We start from the raw sequence: 20027 nt of genomic DNA on the forward strand, positions 1-20027 counted from the left end.
ATGCCGTTTTCACTCGCTCCCGGCGCGACGGTCGGAGTCCTGGGCGGCGGCCAATTGGGGCGGATGCTCGCGCTCGCGGCGGCGCGTCTCGGGCTCAAGACGCATATTTATACGAATGAGCCGGATAGCCCGGCGTTCGACGTCTGCAGCGCGCGAACCATCGCCGGCTATGAGGACGCTGCGGCCTTGGCGGAGTTCGCCGACAATGTGGACGTCGTGACCTATGAATTCGAGAACGTGCCCGCCCGCGCCGCGGCGATCCTCACAGAGCATTGCCTCGTGCGCCCCGGCCCGGAGGCTCTGGCGGTCTGCCAGGATCGCCTCGCGGAGAAGGAGTTCTTGGGCGCCAACAGGATCGCGACGGCGCCCTATATGCGGGTCGACGACGCTGGATCGCTCGCCAGGGCCGTAGCCCAGGTCGGCCGGCCATCGATCCTCAAGACGCGGCGCTTCGGCTATGACGGTAAAGGCCAGGTCCTCGTCCGCGAAGGCGCCGATCTCGCGGTGACGTTCCGCTCGCTTGGCGGGGCGCCGGCGATCCTCGAGGGCGTCGTGCCATTCGCCAAGGAGATTTCGGTCGTCGCGGCGCGCGGCCAGCGGGGTGAATTCGCCGCCTATGACGTCTGCGAGAACAGGCACGAGAATCATATCCTGAAATTCACCCGCGCCCCCGCGCTTCTGGCTCCGGAGAGCGCCGTCGAGGCGGTGCGGATCGCCAAGGCGATCGCCGATGCGCTCGATTATGTCGGCGTTCTTGCTGTGGAAATGTTCGTCGTCGAGGAAGCCGGGGCGCCGCCGCGGCTGATCGTCAACGAGATCGCGCCACGGGTTCACAATTCCGGCCATTGGACGCTCGATGGGGCCCTCACCTCTCAATTCGAACAGCATATCCGCGCCATCGCCGGCTGGCCCCTTGGCGCTACGAACCGCCACGGCGCGCATGTCGAAATGTGGAACCTGATCGGCGAAGAGGTCCTGGCTTTCGAGCAGATCCTGCGCGAGCCCGGCGCGAGCCTTCACCTTTACGGCAAGGCGGAAGCGCGGCCGGGCCGCAAGATGGGCCATGTCACACGCATCGCGGCCAAGGCCGAAGGGTGATCGCCGCCAGGCCAGAGCCGCAACATGAGGGTCGCGATTTGGCCTTTTCACGGCGGCGACCCTAGAGCGCGTTCCGATTGGATGGAATCATCCAATCGATAAGAACTCGCTCCAGATCAATAAGTTGGAGCATGTCCTGATCGAAAAGTCGGTCAACTTTTTCGGGACATGCTCTAGACAGAAACCGACTTGTCTGGTATCGGCTGTTTTCCAATGTCCCGGTGCTTTTCAGCGCCGGGCTTCGTGTTCCATGAAATCAGTCAAGTTTGTCGCGTGAAGCGATGGCGTGACGCCACATCAAGGACTTATGCGTGCAAGTTCTCGTTCGCGACAATAATGTCGATCAGGCTCTCAAAGCGCTCAAGAAAAAGATGCAGCGCGAAGGCATTTTCCGCGAGATGAAACTCCGCGGCCATTATGAAAAGCCTTCGGAAAAACGAGCCCGCGAGAAAGCCGAAGCGGTGCGCCGCGCCCGCAAACTGGCCCGCAAGAAAATGCAGCGCGAAGGACTCTTGCCGATGAAGCCCAAGCCCGTTCTAGGGGCGCCGCGCTGATTTCTTGCTATTTCTGCAAGACGCGATCGAGCCGGCGGCGAGGGCCTTTAGAGCGCCCCCTTCGTCTAGAATTGCCCCGCGCATGAAACGAGGCCGCGCCGCAATCGCAGGGATGCGCGCCTATCCTTGGATGGCGGACAAGGATGACCGGATAATGGCCTTCGCAACGATGTCGGTCAAAAGCACAATGCGGGAGCGGCGGCGCGCGGCCTCGCGCGCAATGATCCTGATTGCGGCGACCGTCCTTGCTGGGTGCGAATCGACCAACAATATCATCGCAAGAAGCGGAACCGGCGTCGCCGAGGTCGCCACCCAGTCGCCGCAAGAGGCCTCCGCCAATATCGCCTCGCTGACCGAGGTCGTGCAACGCAACCCAAACAGCGCCGAAGCCTTCAATACGCGCGGCGTCGCCTATGCCCGGATTGGGAAGTTTCCAGAGGCGATCGCGGATTTCAACCAGTCGATCAAGCTCGCTCCCAACAATGCCGCCTCCCTCACCAATCGCGCCCTAGCCTATCGGCAGGTGAACCGCAATGACGCCGCCCTGGCCGATTTCAATCGCGCCATCGCGGCGGACCCAGGCCATGCGCCGGCCTATCTCGGCCGCGCCAATCTGCTTCGCGCCCAGGGCAATCTCGAAGAGGCGCGCGTTGATCTCGATCAGGCGATCAAGCTCAATCCGGAAAGCGCCCAGGCCTTCCACGCCAGAGGCTTGATCTACCAGCGCGAAGGCAACCACCCGCAGGCAATCACCGATTTCGACAATGCGATCGATCGCGATCCCTTCGCCGGAGCGCCCTATCTGGCGCGCGGTCAAAGCCTCCTCGCCATCGGCAAGAGCGACAAGGCGATCGAGGATTTCAACGCCGCGCTCAATGTCGACAATAAGAACCCCGATGCCTGGGCTGGCTTGGGGCTGGCTTATGAAAAATCCGGCAATCGCGCCAAGGCGGCGGAATCCTACCAGCGCGCGCTGACCTTCGATCCAAACAACCAGCTCGCCAAGGACGGCGTCGCGCGCGTCGGCCGGGCCTAAGGGCCGTTTCGGCGGAAACCGCCCCTAGAGCCGGATGATTTTGGACGGAATCGCGACGCGATCTCGTCCAAAGTCTGAATCCGCCTCTCATCAAAGAGTTAGAGCATGATGTCGTCCGAAAACCGGTTCCCACTTTTCGGCATCATGCTCTAGAGCACGATTCCTTTAAGCGAAATCGAACTCATTCTCGATCGCTTTGTCTTGATGCATGACGTCATCCCAAACGTCTGCGGCTTTTTGGCATCATTCTCTAAGCCGCCTTCGCTCCGCGCAACGCTTCCACGCCGGGCAGGAGCTTTCCTTCGAGCCATTCGAGAAACGCGCCGCCGGCGGTCGAAACATAGGTGAAATCATCATAGGCGTCGGCCTTGTTGAGCGCCGCGATCGTGTCGCCGCCGCCTGCGATCGTCTCGAGGGCGTTTACCTTGGTGAGCTGCGCCGCGACCTTGGCGATCGTCACGGTGCCAACATCGAAAGGCGGAATTTCAAAGGCGCCGACAGGCCCGTTCCAAACGACGGTCCGCGCCGCGGCGAGAATGCCGACGACCTTCGAGATCGTGCGGGGGCCGATGTCGAGGATCATGTCATTTTCGCCGACCGCGTCGATGTCCACGGCGTGAGAGGGCGCATTCGCCTCGAGCTTCGCGGCGACGATGGCGTCGACCGGCAGCACCAACTGGCAATGCGCCGCGTCGGCGTCGGCCATGATTTTTCGGGCGACATCCGCAAGCTGCATCTCGCAGATCGATCTGCCGATCGCATTTCCGCTGGCGGCGAGGAACGTATTGGCCATGCCGCCGCCGATGAACAAATAGTCGACCCGGCGCATCAGGTTGCCGAGCAGTTCGAGCTTGGTCGAGACCTTGGCGCCGCCAACGATGGCCGCCAGGGGCCGCTCCGGATCCGCCAGCATGCTGGTCAGCATTTCCAGCTCGTGCTGCATCGTGCGCCCGGCGAAGGCGGGCAGTTTGCGCGCGATTCCCTCCGTCGAGGCATGGGCGCGATGCGAGGTCGAGAACGCGTCATTGACGTAAAGATCGCCAAGTTCGGCGAGGGCGGCGACGAAGGATGGATCGTTCTTGATCTCGCCCGGATGGAACCGGGTATTTTCCAGCAGGAGGATGTCGCCGTCGCGCAGGGCTCTGACCGCGGCTTTCGCGACATCGCCGACGCAATCGGAGGCGAAGGACACCATGCGGCCGAGCGCATGCTCGATCGCCACCGCCACCGGCTTGAGCGAAGTCTCCCGTTCGGGACCCTTCGGCCTGCCGAGATGCGACAGGATGATGACCTTGCCGCCCTTTTGAGAAATCTCGCGGATATTGCCGAGAATTCGCTCGATGCGGGTGGTGTCGGTGATCCGGCCATCCTCCATCGGCACATTGAGGTCGACGCGGACGAGGACCCTTTTGCCGTTCACCACGGCATCGTCGAGAGTTGGAAAAGGAGACAATGGCGCGGATTTCGTCATGCAAGCTTCCCCATTGCGACAGCGGTATCGACCATGCGGTTCGAATAGCCCCATTCGTTGTCATACCAGGACACGACGCGGACGAAGGTCCCCGACATCACCCTTGTCTGATCGGTATGGAATATCGATGAATGCGAATCATGGTTGAAATCGATCGACACATTGGGGCTGTCGGTGAACCCCAAAATCCCTTTCAATTGCTGCGCGGCGGCGCGTTTCACGATTTCCGCGACCTCCTCCACGCTCGTCGCCCGGCTGGCGACGAATTTGAGATCGATGACCGAGACATTGGGCGTCGGGACCCGGATCGCCGCGCCATCGAGCTTGCCATTGAGTTCGGGTAGGACGAGGCCGACGGCCTTGGCGGCGCCTGTCGATGTCGGGACCATCGAAAGAGCGGCGGCGCGGGCCCGATAGTGATCCTTGTGCATGGTGTCGAGCGTCGGCTGGTCGCCGGTATAGGAATGGATCGTCGTCATGAAGCCTTGCTCGATGCCGATCGCATCGTTCAACACTTTCGCGATCGGCGCGAGGCAATTGGTGGTGCAAGAGGCGTTGGAGACGACAAGATGATCCTTGGTGAGCTTGTCGTGATTGACGCCGAAGACGACCGTGAGATCGGCCTTGTCGCCGGGGGCCGAGATGAGGACGCGCCTGGCGCCCGCCTTCAAATGCGCGGCGGCTTTATCCCTAGAGGTAAAAATGCCGGTGCATTCGAGCGCAATATCGACGTCCAGATCCTTATGCGGCAATTCGTGCGGATCCCGGATTGCCGTGACCCTGATTGGCCCGCCGCCTATATCGATCGAGTCGCTGGTGACTTTGACTTCGCCCGGAAACCGGCCATGCACGGAATCGAAGCGCAGGAGGTGGGCGTTGGTCTCGACTGGACCGAGATCGTTGATCGCCACGACCTGAATGTCCTTGCGTCCGGATTCGGCGATGGCCCGCAAGACATTGCGGCCGATGCGACCGAAACCGTTGATAGCGACTTTGACCGCCATCCGTGCTGCTCCTTTTCCGCCGGCGGATCGAACCTCCGGCCTGATGATGGAATTGATTTTATGGCTCGGCCGCGATGCCGGTCAACTAATGCTGCGCCGCAGCGCAAGCTTCGGCTACATCTTTTCGGGCATATCCCAAGATGTGCGATCTTTATTACAAGGCGCTGACGCCGAAACTCTTCGATTCCGGTCAAAAATCATTTTCGCCGCCAATCTGGTCCAGGGTTTCGTCCGGGAACTTGTCTCATGCCTGCCGCTTCCCATAATCCTAGGGCAAAAACAAGACCCTGCGAGGTCAAAGCGCCGTGGAAATAGGCTGATTGGACAATATGGCGCGGATCCGCCGCCATTTCGATAGAGCGCCTCCCGATCGGATGGACTTATCTGATCGAAAGGGAGTCGCTCAGATGCATAAAATCGGCGCATATTCGAAAAAGCGCCGACCTTTGGATAAGTTCATGCCGGAACGCCGCCGCTGCCGAATATAGCGATCAACAGCGATCGAACGCTTTTATCGACCCGAGAAACGTGCAAGCAAATTGACGGCGCCAACGGACTTCAAAGCGACGATGATCATGCCCGAACCTCTCCAGGCCGCGCTCAGGCGGCTCGCGGCCGCGCTCGATCAACTTGAGGCCGCAAGCGAGCGGCGCATCAAGGCTGATGTCCTGCGCGCCAATCTCGAAGAAGAGCTGGCCGTCATGCAGGACGATCGTTCGCGCCTGGCGGTTGAACTCGATGGCGCCGTCGCGCGATCGAACGCCCTGGAGCTGGCGAATGAGGAGGCGGCGCGGCGCCTGAAGGCCGCGAGCGCAGCGATCAAAACGGTGTTGAGCGACGCGGACATAGATTTGAGCGAAAGCTAAAGCGCTTTCAGAATCCGTTGCAAAACAGGTCTCGTTTTTTAATTTTATAGCATTTTCTGAACGCGAGCCGGCATCCCCTTCGCTCGAAAACGCTCTTGAGCATGACGGCAAAGACCGGCGACTTCTTTATCGAAATAGGGGTTACCCCCCAGGGCCGGCGCCGGACAGAGTTGCGAGGAGCAAGGCGAGCCCCAAAAACATAATGGCCAGGGCGGCGGCGACCTCGAACAGACGTCCCGCGATCATGACCCGCCAAGATTGAGGGTTCGAATAGCGCGCCGCCGTTTTCTTGGCGAGCACGGCCATAGCCGCCAGCGCTCCCGTGGTGATCGCGGCGCCAAGCGACATCGCCAGGACAGCGCCGATTCCAGCAAGAAAAATCCCCTGGGCCAGAGCGAAGACGAGGACGAGAATGGCGCCCGAGCAAGGGCGCGACCCGGCGGCCAGCACCGTGAGCGAAGCGCTTTTCCAGGCAAAACCAGCGTCGAGCGTGCTTGGATCGGGCGCATGAAAATGGCCGCAGCCGGGACCGTGGACATGATCGGCGCTGCAATCGTCGGCCAGGAAGCGCGACGGCATCCCGCCGGCCGGAAGCGCGCGCGGGGCCCCGACGGGCGAGGGCGCCGCCCGCCAGGCCGAGCGCAGGGCTGCGCCCTTGGCGACGGCGAGCGTCCCGCCAAGAGCAACAATGCCGATATAGCTGGCGATCTCGACCACATTCGCGGCGGCGGTCATTCGTTTTGCGCCAACGCCCAAGACCAGCGCCGCCACGCCGACGATCGCAATCGCGACAAGGCCTTGCAGCAGCGCCGCGGCCAGGGAAATCACCAGGCCGCGGCGCAGAATCTTTTCATTGGCGAGCATATAGGAGGCGATCACCGCCTTGCCGTGGCCCGGGCCGGCGGCGTGGAAAACGCCATAGGCGAAGCTAAGGCCAATGAGGCCCCATGCGGCCGCGCCGCTCTGTTTCGTCGCGCGGATGGCTCCCGTCAGCAGGCGGTAAAATCCGCTTTGCTGGGCGAGAATCCAGCCGCTGACGCCGCTCAAGTCCCCCGCCGCGCCCTCATTGACGCCGACCGCGAAGGGATGGCGCGCGCCTTGCGCGAGCGTTGATGAGGACAGAGTCAAGGAGGCGACACTAACGGAAAGAACGAGGAGGCCGACGAAGAGAGCAAGCGGAGCGATCCCGGCTGCGCGATTTCGCAGGACCTCGACGCGAGGTTCCAGGGCGCGCCGCAGGCGATGCCGCAATAGAGAAAAAGCGGACAAGACCTGAGTCAATCCAGCCTCACGGACAGGCGATGATGACGGGGGTCGCCAGTTTGACGCCGAAATCGGCGCCCGGCGAGAGCCCGCTGAAAAAAGATTCCGACAGCTTCTTGGTCTCTTCGGCGGCCAAAGGTTTCGATCCGAGCACGTTCGCGGAGCAGCCCTTGGGCGCGCCGATGAAGGCGACCGGATCTTCCGCGACCAATTCGAAAGCGACGAAATAGGTCGGATCATAGACCTGCAAAGTGAAGGCTTTCGATGCGCTCGCGGGGGTTTTCAACGGTAGGGTGAAGCGCAGGACCACGCGCTTGTCCTCCCGCTCCTCCAGCGAATAGTCGAATGGAGCGCCAAATTCCACTTTCCCATTCGCGGTCTTGGCATGGGTGAAAAAGCCGAACTCGACCAAGTCCTCGACATTGGACTTGGCGAGCGGCGCCAGCTCTTCCTTGGTCATGGGCTTGCCGTCTTTCCCCTGCCCCTCGGTCACGAAGGCGGAATACATTTCATCGAAGACCCAGACGTGGCGGACCGCTTCGATCTGGCCCTTTGCTCCGAAAACCACCTCCTCTTGCGCCGTTACCCAGACATGCGGATGCGCGGCTGCGTCAGCGGCGAAGCCCGCCGCAAAAGCCGCCGCCAGAAAAAGCCGCGCGCATAAGCGCTCCCGCATGCGTTGCTCCAAGGGACGCCAAGATAGGACTTCGAGGCCGGGCTCGGCGCATTTCTCGGCGCTGCGAGGCCGCGCTGGCGGCATTGACGCCCCCGACCATCCGCCACATTGAACCTGGAAGTCTGGCCAAAGCGAGGCAAACGAGGCCTATGAGCGCGCCTCGAAAGAACCTGGCCGCCGCGGCTGCGCCGGTGAGGCCCGCTATCACGCCCTTGTGTTGGACCTTTGCGTCATTGTTGCAAGCTGGACGGGAGCGAAAAGCTGAACTTGGTCGGAAAAGCCGCCTTTGCGGCGGAACGCCTGGAGGACGCTCAGCCGCCGGCCGAGCCTTGCGGGACTTCGATGCCGCGCGCCTCGGGATAGGCCGCGTTGCACATGATGCCGCAGATTCGCGACAGCACCGCGATATAGGCCTTGGCCACGTCTTCGTTAAAGACCTCGTCGCCCAGCTGCTTCTTTAAGGTCCACAGCAACGCGGCGACGAAGGGCTGATAATGCTCAAGCTTCACGCCCGCTTTCCAGTGGGTGACGCCGAGTTCCTGCATCGTGTTGACGGTGTCATGCAGCCGGTTCATGGAGCGGAACAGCATGGGCAGCACTTCGGCGAATTTCTGCTTGGTCTTTTCCAGGTCTTTGAACAGCGCCTCGGTTTCCGGCGCAATTTCGAAAAGGCGCGCGAAGAAGACATCGCCGAAAGCTTTGGCGGCGTCGAATTTGATCTTCTCATAGCGCTGGAGAATCATTTCGCTGGTGCCCTCAGGGCGCGGCGGAAGCACCCTGACGATCGTCCGCTTGACGATTTCCACTTGTTCGTTGGTCATTGATCGTTTCTCCGCATTTTGCGCTCCGCGACTTGACGCTTGCCCGGCGCGGCGATTTTGTTCAAGGGACCCGCACGCTTCGCGCCCCGGCCAAGTCATCAACTCATGTGAGGACTGCCTTGCCGCCTTTTGCCTGGCAGCCAAGCACATAATGTGCCTGCTCCGGCTCCGCGTCGCGAAGGGCGTTCGGCGCGCATGCAACAGGCGCAATGAGCGTTTTTGGGTTGATCGCGGGCCGGCAATAGGGCATAGGGTCGGCAGCTCATTTGAAACCGGCCGTCAGGGCCGGTCGTTTTTTTCCGGGGTCCGTCCGATGAAAGTCCGTAATTCCTTGAAATCGCTGCGTGGCCGGCATCGCGACAATCAGCTCGTGCGCCGCAAGGGCCGCGTTTATATTATCAACAAGACGCAAAAGCGCTACAAGGCGCGGCAGGGCTGAAGAATTTTTAAGGTTGGGCTGGCGCTTGACGCGCGCGCCGCGCACAGCTCCCGCCCGTAAGCATTATCCAAGAAGAAGGCTGAGCTGCTTTCGGTTTCCTGCGGATCTGACAGCGCTCAAACTCCAGGCGAAATGGAGCTTGTTCATGCCCCATCGCCGTTGGTTGGCCGCGCCATGCGCATGGACCCGTTCCCGCTTTGACCTTTGGGTCCGGTTCATCTAAGCTGGGCATCATGCGCGGATGGCTCGTATTGTCTGCAAGCTTGGCCTGCTTGATCGGCGCCAGCATCCACGCCCCGGCGCTGGGCGGCGGCCCTGCCGCCGCGCCCGAGCCCTTCCCCGAGGGTTGGAGAGAACTAGCTCCCGGCGAATCGCCCTTTTCCAGCCTGCCATTTTCGAGCCCGCCGTTTGGCCGACGCGATCTCGGCCTTGATGGCCTTGGGAAACGGCCGGTCGACGAATTGGCGAAGCCTTCTGGCCCTACGAGAGAAACGGCGGCCGCGCGGGTGCTCCGCTCCAAGGCCGAGCGGGCCGAGAGGCTCAAGAAGGCATTGGCGGCGCGGCCCTCACCAGCGACTGTCCGGCAGCAAATGCTAGACGACCTCTTCACCCGCTTGCATTCCGCCGTCAGCCCCGACGAGGCGCAAGGCGTCGCGCAAGCCATCGAGCGGATTTGGCTGCATTCTCGCTCCGACACCGCCAATCTCCTTATGGAGCGGGCTTTAAGCGCGATAAAGGACCAGCATTATCCACTCGCGCTGACGCTTTTGGATAGGCTGGTGAGCCTGGAGCCGGACTGGGCGGAAGCCTGGAATCAACGCGCGACGACGCGGTTTCTGGCCGATGACGTCAACGGCGCCATGGCGGATATCGATCAGGTGATGAAATTGGAGCCGCGCCACTTTAGCGCCCTCGCGGGCATGGGCATGATCTTGCAACGCGCCGGCCTTGAGAAAAGAGCGTTGGAGATCTTCAAGCGGGCGCTCGAAATCTACCCGCAGCAGCCCGATCTTGAAAAGAGCGTCGAAAAGCTTACGCTCGAAATTGAAGGCCGCGACATTTAGAGCCCGCTCAAGGAAAGCTATGGCCGGGGTGGGGTTGCATCGCGCCCGCGCCCAGCAAAGCGCCCACCCGTCGCCTTCTCATTGATAGCCTTCCCCGAAGAACGGCGACCTGAATACGGGATTGATGATCTGCCGGGCCGTGGCGGCGATCGGACCGCGCCGCATCGGCGCATAGGCGAGCACGCCATCGCGCCGGAGACGCGCATAGGTCGTCATGTGTTTGCGCCGATGCGCGTTGGCATAGACAGACCTGCGCGGCGGCGCGCCGGAGATGCTGATCGATCCCCCTTCCATCTGCACCATGCTGTAGAGCCGCGCGGCATTGCCGGGGGCGAGGCGGATGCAGCCATGCGAGGCGGGACGGCCGAGCTGCGATGTCGAGTAGGTGCCGTGGATCGCATAGCCGCCATTGAAAAAGATCGAATGCGGCATCGGCGACATATGATATTTGCGGGAATAATGCATGCGCTGCAAGTGCGTTGGCCTGTAGTGGCCGCGCGGCGTCGCATAGCCTGAACGGGCGGTCGAGACCGGCCAGTCATATTGCCCGCCGTTCCCGTTTACATGCATTGTCTGCGTCGTTAGATCGATGTGGATTCGAACGGCGGCGCCTGCGCCTGACGCCGTCAACATGCCGCAGATGAGCGCGCAGGCCCCGGCAAAGATGCGCATGACAAGCCCCCGTATGTAAACGACAGACCCGGTGTTAAACAGACTCTCGCTTTGTAAGTTTCATATAACTCGAAAAGATTTGGTAATTTTAGCGGTGAGGCGCCGCTTGCGCCGGGAAGATCGATGAAGCCATCGCGCGTCATGGTTAATTTTTCTGGCGATCCAACACCCGCATCTCAACCCCTGCTGTACCGTTGTGAGCATGTTCCGACCGCGGAATTCGCAGTGGCGGCCAATAGCGGCAAACGAAAAATGCGGCCGCGTTCGCGCTTGCGATATGGCCTCGCTCATCGGCTTGGACCTGGATCGCGTCTGCAAGCATCTTCAACTTTGTGCGGTAGGTCTTGTAGTCGCTGGGCAGGCGGGCCGCCTCGGTCTTGGCGCCTCTGGCCTGATCGAGAGCGCCGCCATGGTTCTGGATTTTGTGGCGCAGCGCGGCCGCGCTGGCTTGCCTTGGCGCGAGGGAGGGGGCGGGCGCCGCGCTTGCGGCAAGGCTCGGACCAAGGCTTTCGGCCAGATGCTGCGCCGCGCAGCGCCGCGCGGCGCCCGCCAGCGATAGGTGCGGGCGGACCAACCGCCTCTCCGTTGCGTCACTCGGCGGCGGGCCGGACTTATCGCTCCGAGCAAACTTGATCAGCCAACGAACCAGACCTTGATCCACTCTTTGACCTATCCCATGGCGGCGACCATGCTAGGCGCTAAAATTTAAATGATTTATGTCATATTGGCCTGACACATGCGCCTTAGAAACGATTATCTTTCGAGATCATTCCGATGACGCGATATGGCGTCAGGCCTTCGATTTCGAAAGTCTTGCGATCGGCGCCTCGCTGACGCAACCCGCCCCGCGACCCCGGACAACGCCGGCGCACCAGACGGTTCGCCGCCAGCATCCCTAAGAGGTTCAGCACCATGAACGACTTGCTTGTCATCGCCTTTCCTTCCGAGCAGAAGGCCGAGGAAGTCCGCGAGAAATTGCTTTCCCTGCAAAAGGATTACGTGATCGCGCTCGGCGACGCCGTCGTCGCCGTCAAGCAGGCCGATGGTCAGGTCAAGCTCAATCAGCTGATCAACACGACAGCGGTCGGCGCGGTGTCCGGCGCATTCTGGGGCACGCTCGTCGGCTTGATTTTCCTAATGCCCGTCATCGGCGCCGCGGTTGGGGCGGCCTCGGGCGCGCTTGGCGGAAAACTGTCCGACTTCGGCATCAACGATCAGTTCATGAAGGACGTCGCCAATGCGGTGCCCCCCGGCGGCGCGGCCCTGTTTCTCCTCGTCAAGAAAATGACCACGGACAAGGTCCTTGAGGATCTGAAAGGCGTCGGCGGCACAATTTTGCGTTCCTCCTTCGACAAGACCCAGGAAGAAGCCATCAGGGCGGCGCTGAACGCGCCGGCCGGCCCCGAAACGCCGCCTTCGGCCGCGTAACCGCAACCCTGCCGCTCGGATGGACTGCGGCCCGCATCGTCAACGAGACTGCCTGAGCATATTCATATGCTCAGGCAGTCCGAATCGGTGCGATTCCTTTTCGATCGGATGAGTCCATTTGATCGGAAAAGCGCGCCAACCACCGATGAAAAAACGCGGGCGCCGGCGCGATCGGATGGCAGCCGGCGGCATCTCGATCGCGGATCGAGGTTCGATTTGCAACGCCACAATTTGCTCAATCGACTAGGAAGGAACTGTAGATGAAGAACGCCTTGATCTCCACCTGCGCGGCCTCGGCTCTCGTCGCTCTCGGCATGTCCGCTGGAATGATTCAACCGGCCGCCGCGCAACTCGGCGAAGTCACCGGCGTCGATGCGGTGGCCATTCTCGGCACGGTCGTTTCGGTCGACAAGACGACCCGGAACGTGACCTTGAAGGGACCAAATGACAATGTATTCGTTGTTCACGCCGGTGACGAGGTCCGCAACCTTCCCCAGGTGAAGAGCGGGGATGTGGTGACTCTCAGCTATCGCGCGGCGATCCTCACCGAACTGCGCAAGGCTCGCCATCACGTCAAGCCGAGCGTGACCGTCGACGACGCTGTGGCCCGCGCCAAGCTGGGCGATAAGCCCGCCGCCGAGAACGTTCGCCTCGTGACGATCGTCGGCGAGATCGTCCACATCGATCCGGCTGAGAATGCGCTGGTCATCGAGGGGCCGCTTGGCGAGCGTCACAAGGTTAAGCTGCAGAAGGACGACCAGAAGAAGCTGCTAGGGACACTCAAGGTCGGCGAACTTGTCGAAGGCGCCTATATGGAAGCCATCACCCTGGCGGTGTCGGCGCCCGACGCTCCTGCGCCCGAGCCAAAAGCGGCTACGAAACCGCCCGCGGCGCCCGCCGCCAAGTGACCTTTCGCAAGGTTTGAAACTGCGCCCAATGGCGCGCGGAGGCGGCGGGCGACTTCGGAAACCTTGCCGCCTCAGCCCGTAGAAACGCCGGTGGCGATATCGGATGCGTCGACGCTTCTGTTCAACGCCGCCGCGAGTTTATCGTGATCGAGTTCGCCTTCCCACCAGGACACCACCACAGTCGCGACCCCATTGCCGATGATATTGGTCAAGGCTCGGCATTCGCTCATGAATTTGTCCACGCCAAGGACTATCGCCATGCCCGGCACAAGGGCCGGACTGATTACCGCGAGCGTTGCCGCGAGGGTGATGAAGCCGGCCCCGGTAATGCCGCTCGCCCCCTTCGATGTCAGCATCGCGACGACAAGGATGGTAAGCTGCTGACCGAATGACAATTCGACGCCCATGGCCTGGGCGATAAACAGGGTCGCCAGGGTCATATAGATGTTGGTGCCGTCAAGGTTGAAGGAATAGCCGGTCGGCACGACAAGCCCGACGACCGGCTTCGAACAGCCAAGCCGCTCGAGTTTTTCCATGAGCGCCGGCAGCGCGCTCTCGGACGAGCTCGTGCCAAGCACGATCAGGAGTTCGGCCTTGATATAGCTGAGGAATTTGAAAATGCTGAAGCCCGCGACGCGGGCGATGGCGCCGAGGACCAACACAATGAATAGGGCCGCCGTCGCGTAAAATGTTGCGATCAGGCCGACGAGATTGCCAAGCGATTGCGGACCATATTTGCCGACCGTGAAGGCCATCGCGCCGAAAGCGCCGATCGGCGCCGCCTTCATGACGATCGCGATCACTCCGAAAATGGCGTGCGCCAGATCGTCGATCGAGGCGAGCAGGATTCTTCCGCGTTGGCCAAGCGCCATCAGGGCGAAGCCGAACAGAATCGAAAACAGCAGAACCTGGAGAACGTCGCCCTTGGCGAAAGCGCCGACGACGCTGTCGGGAATGATGTTGAGCACGAAATCGACCGAACGATGGGCCTCCGCCTGTTTGGCGAAGCCGGCGACCGCCGCCGCGTCGGGCTTGCCCGAGAAACCGGCGCCCGGACGCACGAGATTTCCGATCAACAGCCCGAGCCCGAGCGCGAAAGAGGAAACCAGCTCGAAGTAGATCAGCGCCTTGAGCGCGACGCGACCAACCTTTCGCGCATCGGAAATATGCGCGATGCCCGAAACGAGGGTGCAGAAAATGATCGGCGCGATCACCATCTTGATGAGTTTCACGAAGCCATCGCCGAGCGCCTTCACCCACTCGTTCGTCGCCCATTCCGGCAGGAGCCAGCCAAACAGCGCGCCAAGGATGATCCCGGCGAGAACTTGAACGTAGAGAACTTTGTAAAAAGGCTTGGTTGGGCTGACGACGCCGGATTCGGGAGAAATCGCAACCATGAGGTTTCCTCGGCGTCAGGACCGGTTTCCGGCCTAATAGTTCTTTGTCCGCAACTATAGGGTCTGGACGCCAAGCTGATCAAGGCGGAGGACGCTTGACGCCGCATTGCCCCCCGCGAAGGCTTCGCCAAATATCGATGGCAAAGCCCGCGCGGCCGGTTAAATTGGCCGAGCCATGCCGCTGAAACAAGCTTCTGGCGCTTTCGATCCCCTTAATTCAGATCGCATCGATGAAGACACCGAGACCGCCCGCCAACCCCGAGCCGAAAGGGAAATCAGCGCCCCGCGCGCCAAGTCTCGCCGCGTCGCCCGCGTCGAAAAAGCCGCGGGCGCGGACAGGCTTGGGCCCGGCAGAACCGGCGGAAAGAAGCTTCGCCGGCCGCACGATCGTCATCCGCGGCGCGCGCGAGCATAATCTCAAGAACGTCGATCTCACCCTGCCGCGCGACAAGCTGATCGTCTTCACCGGCCTCTCTGGATCGGGCAAATCCTCGCTGGCCTTCGACACGATCTATGCCGAAGGACAGCGCCGCTATGTCGAATCGCTTTCGGCCTATGCGCGCCAATTCCTCGAATTGATGCAAAAGCCCGATGTCGACCAGATCGACGGGCTTTCGCCGGCGATCTCGATCGAACAGAAAACCACATCGAAAAACCCGCGCTCCACGGTCGGCACCGTCACCGAAATCTACGATTACATGCGGCTGCTTTTCGCCCGCATCGGGATTCCCTATTCGCCGGCGACGGGCCTGCCGATCGAAAGCCAGACGGTGAGCCAGATGGTCGATCGCGTGATCGCTTTGCCCGAGCGCACGAGGCTCTATCTGATCGCGCCGGTGATTCGCGGCCGCAAGGGCGAGTATCGCAAGGAAATCGCCGACTTCATGAAGCGCGGGTTTCAGCGCCTGAAGATCGACGGGCAATTCTATGAGATCGCCGATGCGCCCGCGCTCGACAAGAAGCTAAAGCATGACATTGATGTCGTCGTCGACCGGATTGCGGTGCGCCCGGACATCAAGTCGCGGCTTTCGGAGAGTTTCGAGACCGCGCTCGAACTCGCCGACGGGATCGCGATTTGCGAATATGCCGACGAAGCAGACGAAAAAGGCGCGCCCAAGCGCATCGTCTTCTCGGCGAAATTCGCTTGTCCCGTATCCGGCTTCACTATCCCCGAGATCGAACCCCGGCTGTTTTCCTTCAACAATCCTTTCGGCGCCTGTCCTCATTGCGGCGGGCTCGGTTTTGAACAAACCGTCGACGCCGAGTTGATCGTCCCCGATCCGAAGCTGACCTTGCGCAAGGGGGCGATCGCGCCCTGGGCCAAATCGAGTTCGCCCTATTATCAGCAGACCCTCGAGGCGCTCGGCCGGCATTTCAAATTCCGCCTCGATGCGCGGTTCGAGAGCCTGCCGGAAGAGATCAAGAATGTCCTTTTCTATGGCTCCGGCCAGGACTCCGTGCGGTTTTCCTATGAGGACGGCCTGCGCTCCTATGAGGTGAACAAGCCCTTCGAGGGCATCATCCGCAATCTCGAGCGGCGCTATCGCGAGACCGAGAGCGAGTGGGCGCGCGAGGAGATCGGCCGCTTCATGACCGCGACGCCCTGCGGCGTTTGCGAGGGCAACCGGCTGCGCCCGGAGGCCCTGGCGGTCAAGATCGACGGCTGGCACATCGGCCAGGTCACCGCGCTTTCGGTCCGGGCGGCGCATGCCTGGTTCGAGGCATTGCCGCGAAAGCTCGACTCCAAACGCAATGAGATCGCCAATCGCATCCTCAAGGAGATCCGTGAACGGCTCTCCTTTCTCGTCGATGTCGGCCTCGATTATCTGACCCTTGGCCGCGCGGCCGGAACCTTGTCCGGCGGCGAGAGCCAGCGCATCCGGCTCGCCTCGCAGATTGGCTCCGGCCTCACCGGCGTGCTTTATGTGTTGGACGAGCCTTCGATCGGGCTGCATCAGCGCGACAATGCGCGGCTGCTCGACACGCTGCGGCGGCTGCGCGATCTCGGCAATACCGTCATCGTCGTCGAACATGACGAGGACGCGATCCTCACCGCCGATTATGTCGTCGATGTCGGCCCCGGCGCCGGCATTCATGGCGGCGAGATCGTCTCGCAAGGGACGGCCGCTGAAATCATGGCGGACCCGCACTCGCTGACCGGCCAATATCTGACCGGCGCGCGGACGGTCTCGGCGCCGCGCCCGCGCCGCAAGCCGGAGCCCGCCCGCAAGCTCGCCATCGTCGGCGCGCATGGCAACAACCTGAAAAACGTCACGACCTCGATTCCGCTTGGCCTCTTCACCTGCATCACCGGGGTGTCGGGCGGCGGCAAGTCGACCCTCATTATCGATACGCTCTACAAGGCGGCGGCGCGGCGCCTCAATGGCGTGTTGGTGGAGCATCCCTCGCCGCATGAGCGGATCGATGGGCTGGAGCAGCTCGACAAGGTCATCGACATCGATCAATCGCCGATCGGACGCACGCCGCGCTCCAACCCCGCGACCTATACCGGCGCCTTCACGCCGATCCGCGAATGGTTCGCTGGATTGCCGGAGGCGAAAGCGCGCGGCTACCAGCCGGGGCGCTTTTCCTTCAACGTCAAGGGCGGACGCTGCGAAGCCTGCCAGGGCGATGGCGTCATCAAGATCGAGATGCATTTTCTGCCCGACGTCTATGTCACCTGCGACGTCTGCAAGGGCAAGCGCTATGATCGCGAGACGCTGGAGGTGAAATATCGCGATAAATCCATCGCGGATGTGCTCGACATGACGGTGGAGGAGGCCGCCGGCCTGTTCAAGGCGGTGCCCGCGATCCGCGAGAAAATGGCGACTCTCGCCCGCGTCGGCCTGAACTATGTCAAGGTCGGCCAGCAGGCGAATACTTTGTCAGGCGGCGAGGCGCAGCGGGTCAAGCTCGCCAAGGAATTGTCGAAGCGCTCGACCGGACGCACGCTCTATATTTTGGACGAGCCGACGACCGGCCTGCATTTTCACGATGTCGCAAAACTGCTCGAAGTGCTGCATGAGCTTGTCGATCAGGGCAATACGGTCATCGTGATCGAGCATAATCTCGAGGTGGTGAAAACCGCCGACTGGATCATCGACCTCGGCCCGGAAGGGGGCGATGGCGGCGGCGAGATCGTGGCCCAAGGCCCGCCCGAGGCCATTGTGAAAGAGAAGAGAAGCTACACCGGCCATTATCTGCGCGAGGTGCTGGACCGCCGGCCGGCGGCGAAGGGGAAGGCTGCGGCGGAATAGAGGCACCATATAACGTATTCCATGGTGCGACATTGAGCGGAAATTTATTAATGAAACCAAACATATTAGATGAAACCAAACAAAATACGCCATTTATTTTTTCGATTCCGAGCCCAGGCGACCAAACCGAGATCAGTGTTCAGCCTGGATCGTCCGTGATTTTTGTGGGCGCTAACGGAGGGGGAAAAACTAGGCTTGCCGTTCTTATTGAGGTTGGCTTTGAGCTGAATGCTCACCGTATCTCGGCACACCGAGCGCTGACGCTTAATCCAAGTATCGCCAAAACCAGCGAGCGGGTAGCGCTGTCCGGCTTAAGGACCGGCTATGCCGGCGAAGGCGCCAGCGTTGGCCATCGAGCCGGTAGCCGATGGCACCGCAATATGGCCACTACGCTCCTTAACGACTTCGACTTCCTAATTCAGGCGCTATTCGCCGATCAGGCCAACAGGTCGCTGGAAACGCACCAAAAAGTTCGCGACCCTGGCTTTGTTGAGACACTCATCACTGATCAGGCGAAAAAGGCCCTAGAAAAGCAGGGTGGTGCATGCAACCTCATGCTGGCGAATCCCACAAAATTCGAGCGTCTCGTCGAGATTTGGGATCGCCTGCTGCCACATCGTAAACTCCATATTTCGGGGGACGACATTCAGGTCAGCGTTCAAGGTTCGGGAATGCGTTACAAGGCGTCCGAAATGAGCGACGGCGAGCGTGCGATCTTCTATATGATTGGCCAGACGCTTGCCGCTGCTGAGAATTCGCTTCTAATTTTCGACGAGCCCGAACTCCACGTACACCGTTCGATTATGGCGAAGCTCTGGGACGAACTGGAAGCCGCTCGCCAGGACTGCGCCTTCGTCTTCATCACCCACGACCTGGAATTTGCCGCTTCTCGCGTAGCCCAGAAGTTCGTTATCCGTTCCTACGACCCCGCTCCTCATTGGAATATAGAAGTAGTTCCGGAAAACACCGGGTTTGACGAGGAAGTCACAACTCTTATCCTCGGCAGTCGGCGGCCTATTCTCTTCACCGAGGGGACTGAGACCAGCCTCGATCTGGCTATCTATCGGTGCTGCTTTTCGGACTGGACCGTTATTCCTCGGGGATCTTGCGAGGAGGTTATCCACTCTGTTGTGACGATGAGGCGCAACCAGGAGCTTACCCGCGTAACTTGCTCGGGGATCGTGGATGCCGATGCTTATGAGGCTGATGACGTTTCGTATCTAGGGGAACTAGGTATTGTGGTTTTGCCGGTTTCTGAGATCGAAAACATCATCCTTCTGCCGACGGTAAGCAGAGCCATTGCTGAGATCGAAGGCTACCAAGGAGCTGATCTCGAAAGTCGCTTGGACGCCTTGAAGGCGGCAATTTTCAAGACTCTGAATTCACCGGAAGCCATCGATGCGGTAGTTACACGATATTGCAGACGCAGGATCGATGGGCTTTTAAAGAAAATCGATCTTGGTAATTCCAGCAACGTTGCCGATATTACGGCAGAATACGTCCGTCATACAGCCGCGCTTGATATTGCGGACATCGCTCGGAGAGCCGAAGCCCGTATTCAAGAGGCATTGCACGACGGCGATCTTCCAAAACTTCTTGCGAACTACGACAACAAAGGTCTTGTAGCGCTGGCTGCCACGCACCTGAAAAGGTCGAAGAAGATTGATTTCGAGAATTGGCTCACGAGGGTCTTGATCAATAAAAAGCATCCTGCGCTGATCAAAGCCATTCGCGATTGCGTCCCGGCTGTTCAGCCACAGTGAAATGCACCTCATTTCCCTGTTCCAGCAGTTAATCCTTCATCTGCCTCCGTTCGGAAGGGCTGCTCCTCTGGTGCGACTCCGCCAAAATTCACCCCCACCGCCCCCCCCCGCCTGCTCAATCCTCCGCCCCGCCCTATGTTACCCGTTCGCCTTGGGGTGCTGCCGGAAACGGCGGCTGAGATCACACCCATTGAACCTGAATCTGGGTAATGCCAGCGCAGGGACCGGCACAGCGGAAACCAGACTCTTATTCCCGTTTTCGCCTCCCCGCCCCTGCTCCCTGCCAAAAAGCGCCGGATCGAGCGGAGGA

20 protein-coding genes and 1 riboswitch are annotated in these 20027 nt (G+C 60.9%); of the genes, 11 read left to right on the forward strand and 9 right to left on the reverse strand.

The genetic code is table 11. From position 1 onward, the window contains the following. From DL86_RS05080 to DL86_RS05090, 3 genes are all read left to right on the forward strand, one after another. Positions 1-1098 carry a 5-(carboxyamino)imidazole ribonucleotide synthase gene (locus DL86_RS05080; RefSeq protein WP_036258898.1) on the forward strand — a complete coding sequence of 366 codons (1098 nt, stop codon included), beginning with the start codon at positions 1-3 and terminating at the stop codon, positions 1096-1098. Positions 1099-1409: 311 nt separating this feature from the next. Beyond that, complete coding sequence (rpsU, locus tag DL86_RS05085; protein WP_036258901.1) at positions 1410-1652, forward strand: 30S ribosomal protein S21; 243 nt, start codon at positions 1410-1412, stop codon at positions 1650-1652. A gap of 187 nt (positions 1653-1839) precedes the next feature. After that, entirely contained in the window at positions 1840-2688 is an 849-nt protein-coding gene (locus DL86_RS05090) for a tetratricopeptide repeat protein (protein WP_156964491.1), read from the forward strand. Positions 2689-2938: 250 nt separating this feature from the next. Here DL86_RS05090 and DL86_RS05095 read toward each other — a convergent pair whose 3' ends face one another. Continuing rightward, complete coding sequence (locus tag DL86_RS05095; protein WP_036258903.1) at positions 2939-4159, reverse strand: phosphoglycerate kinase; 1221 nt, start codon at positions 4157-4159, stop codon at positions 2939-2941. Further along, positions 4156-5163 carry a type I glyceraldehyde-3-phosphate dehydrogenase gene (gap, locus tag DL86_RS05100; protein WP_036258904.1) on the reverse strand — a complete coding sequence of 336 codons (1008 nt, stop codon included), beginning with the start codon at positions 5161-5163 and terminating at the stop codon, positions 4156-4158. The genes DL86_RS05095 and gap overlap by 4 nt, the downstream gene beginning before the upstream one ends. On the opposite strand from gap, the gene DL86_RS05105 reads away from it, so the two are divergent. Continuing rightward, a complete protein-coding gene (locus DL86_RS05105; protein WP_036258905.1) occupies positions 5153-5521 on the forward strand; it encodes a hypothetical protein in 369 nt (122 codons plus the stop codon). The two genes, gap and DL86_RS05105, sit on opposite strands and share 11 nt — an antisense overlap. A 217-nt stretch (positions 5522-5738) precedes the next feature. Further along, positions 5739-6029, forward strand: a complete 291-nt coding sequence (locus DL86_RS05110) for a DUF4164 family protein (RefSeq protein ID WP_342585853.1) — start codon at positions 5739-5741, stop codon at positions 6027-6029. A 141-nt stretch (positions 6030-6170) separates the two neighbouring features. Here the strand turns inward: DL86_RS05110 and DL86_RS05115 are convergent, their stop codons facing one another. The 3 genes from DL86_RS05115 to DL86_RS05125 all read right to left on the reverse strand — a co-directional run bounded on the left by DL86_RS05115 (position 6171) and on the right by DL86_RS05125 (position 8789). Next, the gene (locus tag DL86_RS05115) at positions 6171-7298 is read right to left on the reverse strand and encodes a nickel/cobalt transporter (protein ID WP_245276246.1); all 1128 of its coding nucleotides are present in this window, start codon (positions 7296-7298) and stop codon (positions 6171-6173) included. Positions 7299-7317: 19 nt separating this feature from the next. Beyond that, the gene (locus DL86_RS05120) at positions 7318-7968 is read right to left on the reverse strand and encodes a DUF1007 family protein (RefSeq protein WP_036259137.1); all 651 of its coding nucleotides are present in this window, start codon (positions 7966-7968) and stop codon (positions 7318-7320) included. Between the two features lie 311 nt (positions 7969-8279). After that, positions 8280-8789 (reverse strand): globin domain-containing protein, encoded by a 510-nt coding sequence (locus tag DL86_RS05125; RefSeq protein ID WP_036258906.1) that lies wholly within the window; start codon positions 8787-8789, stop codon positions 8280-8282. Positions 8790-9102: 313 nt separating this feature from the next. Here DL86_RS05125 and ykgO point away from each other — a divergent pair, with 313 nt between their 5' ends. Continuing rightward, entirely contained in the window at positions 9103-9228 is a 126-nt protein-coding gene (gene ykgO, locus DL86_RS05130; protein WP_012590802.1) for a type B 50S ribosomal protein L36, read from the forward strand. A 251-nt stretch (positions 9229-9479) separates the two neighbouring features. Then, entirely contained in the window at positions 9480-10292 is an 813-nt protein-coding gene (locus tag DL86_RS18610) for a tetratricopeptide repeat protein (protein WP_156964483.1), read from the forward strand. 78 nt (positions 10293-10370) lie between these two features. Here the strand turns inward: DL86_RS18610 and DL86_RS05140 are convergent, their stop codons facing one another. The 3 genes from DL86_RS05140 to DL86_RS19670 form a co-directional block, all read right to left on the reverse strand. Then, positions 10371-10964, reverse strand: a complete 594-nt coding sequence (locus DL86_RS05140; protein WP_084572714.1) for a L,D-transpeptidase — start codon at positions 10962-10964, stop codon at positions 10371-10373. Between the two features lie 145 nt (positions 10965-11109). Further along, on the reverse strand, positions 11110-11538 hold the full coding sequence (locus tag DL86_RS05145; RefSeq protein WP_156964484.1) for a hypothetical protein: 429 nt from the start codon (positions 11536-11538) through the stop codon (positions 11110-11112). Positions 11539-11707: 169 nt separating this feature from the next. Next, positions 11708-11896 (reverse strand): hypothetical protein, encoded by a 189-nt coding sequence (locus DL86_RS19670; RefSeq protein ID WP_156964485.1) that lies wholly within the window; start codon positions 11894-11896, stop codon positions 11708-11710. Between DL86_RS19670 and DL86_RS05150 the strand changes: the two genes are divergently transcribed. Further along, positions 11877-12392, forward strand: coding sequence for a DUF1269 domain-containing protein (locus DL86_RS05150; protein WP_036258910.1), 516 nt, complete (start codon positions 11877-11879; stop codon positions 12390-12392). The genes DL86_RS19670 and DL86_RS05150 overlap by 20 nt on opposite strands. Before the next feature lie 260 nt (positions 12393-12652). Beyond that, positions 12653-13300, forward strand: coding sequence for a hypothetical protein (locus tag DL86_RS05160; protein WP_036258915.1), 648 nt, complete (start codon positions 12653-12655; stop codon positions 13298-13300). Between the two features lie 71 nt (positions 13301-13371). Here DL86_RS05160 and dctA read toward each other — a convergent pair whose 3' ends face one another. Beyond that, on the reverse strand, positions 13372-14697 hold the full coding sequence (gene dctA, locus DL86_RS05165) for a C4-dicarboxylate transporter DctA (RefSeq protein ID WP_036258918.1): 1326 nt from the start codon (positions 14695-14697) through the stop codon (positions 13372-13374). A gap of 230 nt (positions 14698-14927) precedes the next feature. Between dctA and uvrA the strand changes: the two genes are divergently transcribed. Beyond that, on the forward strand, positions 14928-17954 hold the full coding sequence (gene uvrA / locus DL86_RS05170; protein WP_084572715.1) for an excinuclease ABC subunit UvrA: 3027 nt from the start codon (positions 14928-14930) through the stop codon (positions 17952-17954). 32 nt (positions 17955-17986) lie between these two features. Beyond that, positions 17987-19717 carry an AAA family ATPase gene (locus DL86_RS05175; protein ID WP_245276248.1) on the forward strand — a complete coding sequence of 577 codons (1731 nt, stop codon included), beginning with the start codon at positions 17987-17989 and terminating at the stop codon, positions 19715-19717. Positions 19718-19859: 142 nt separating this feature from the next. After that, positions 19860-19959, forward strand: a riboswitch (TPP riboswitch). Positions 19960-20027: the final 68 nt, after the last annotated feature.

This window comes from Methylocapsa aurea (assembly GCF_000746085.1).
Taxonomy (GTDB): Bacteria; Pseudomonadota; Alphaproteobacteria; order Rhizobiales; family Beijerinckiaceae; genus Methylocapsa; species Methylocapsa aurea.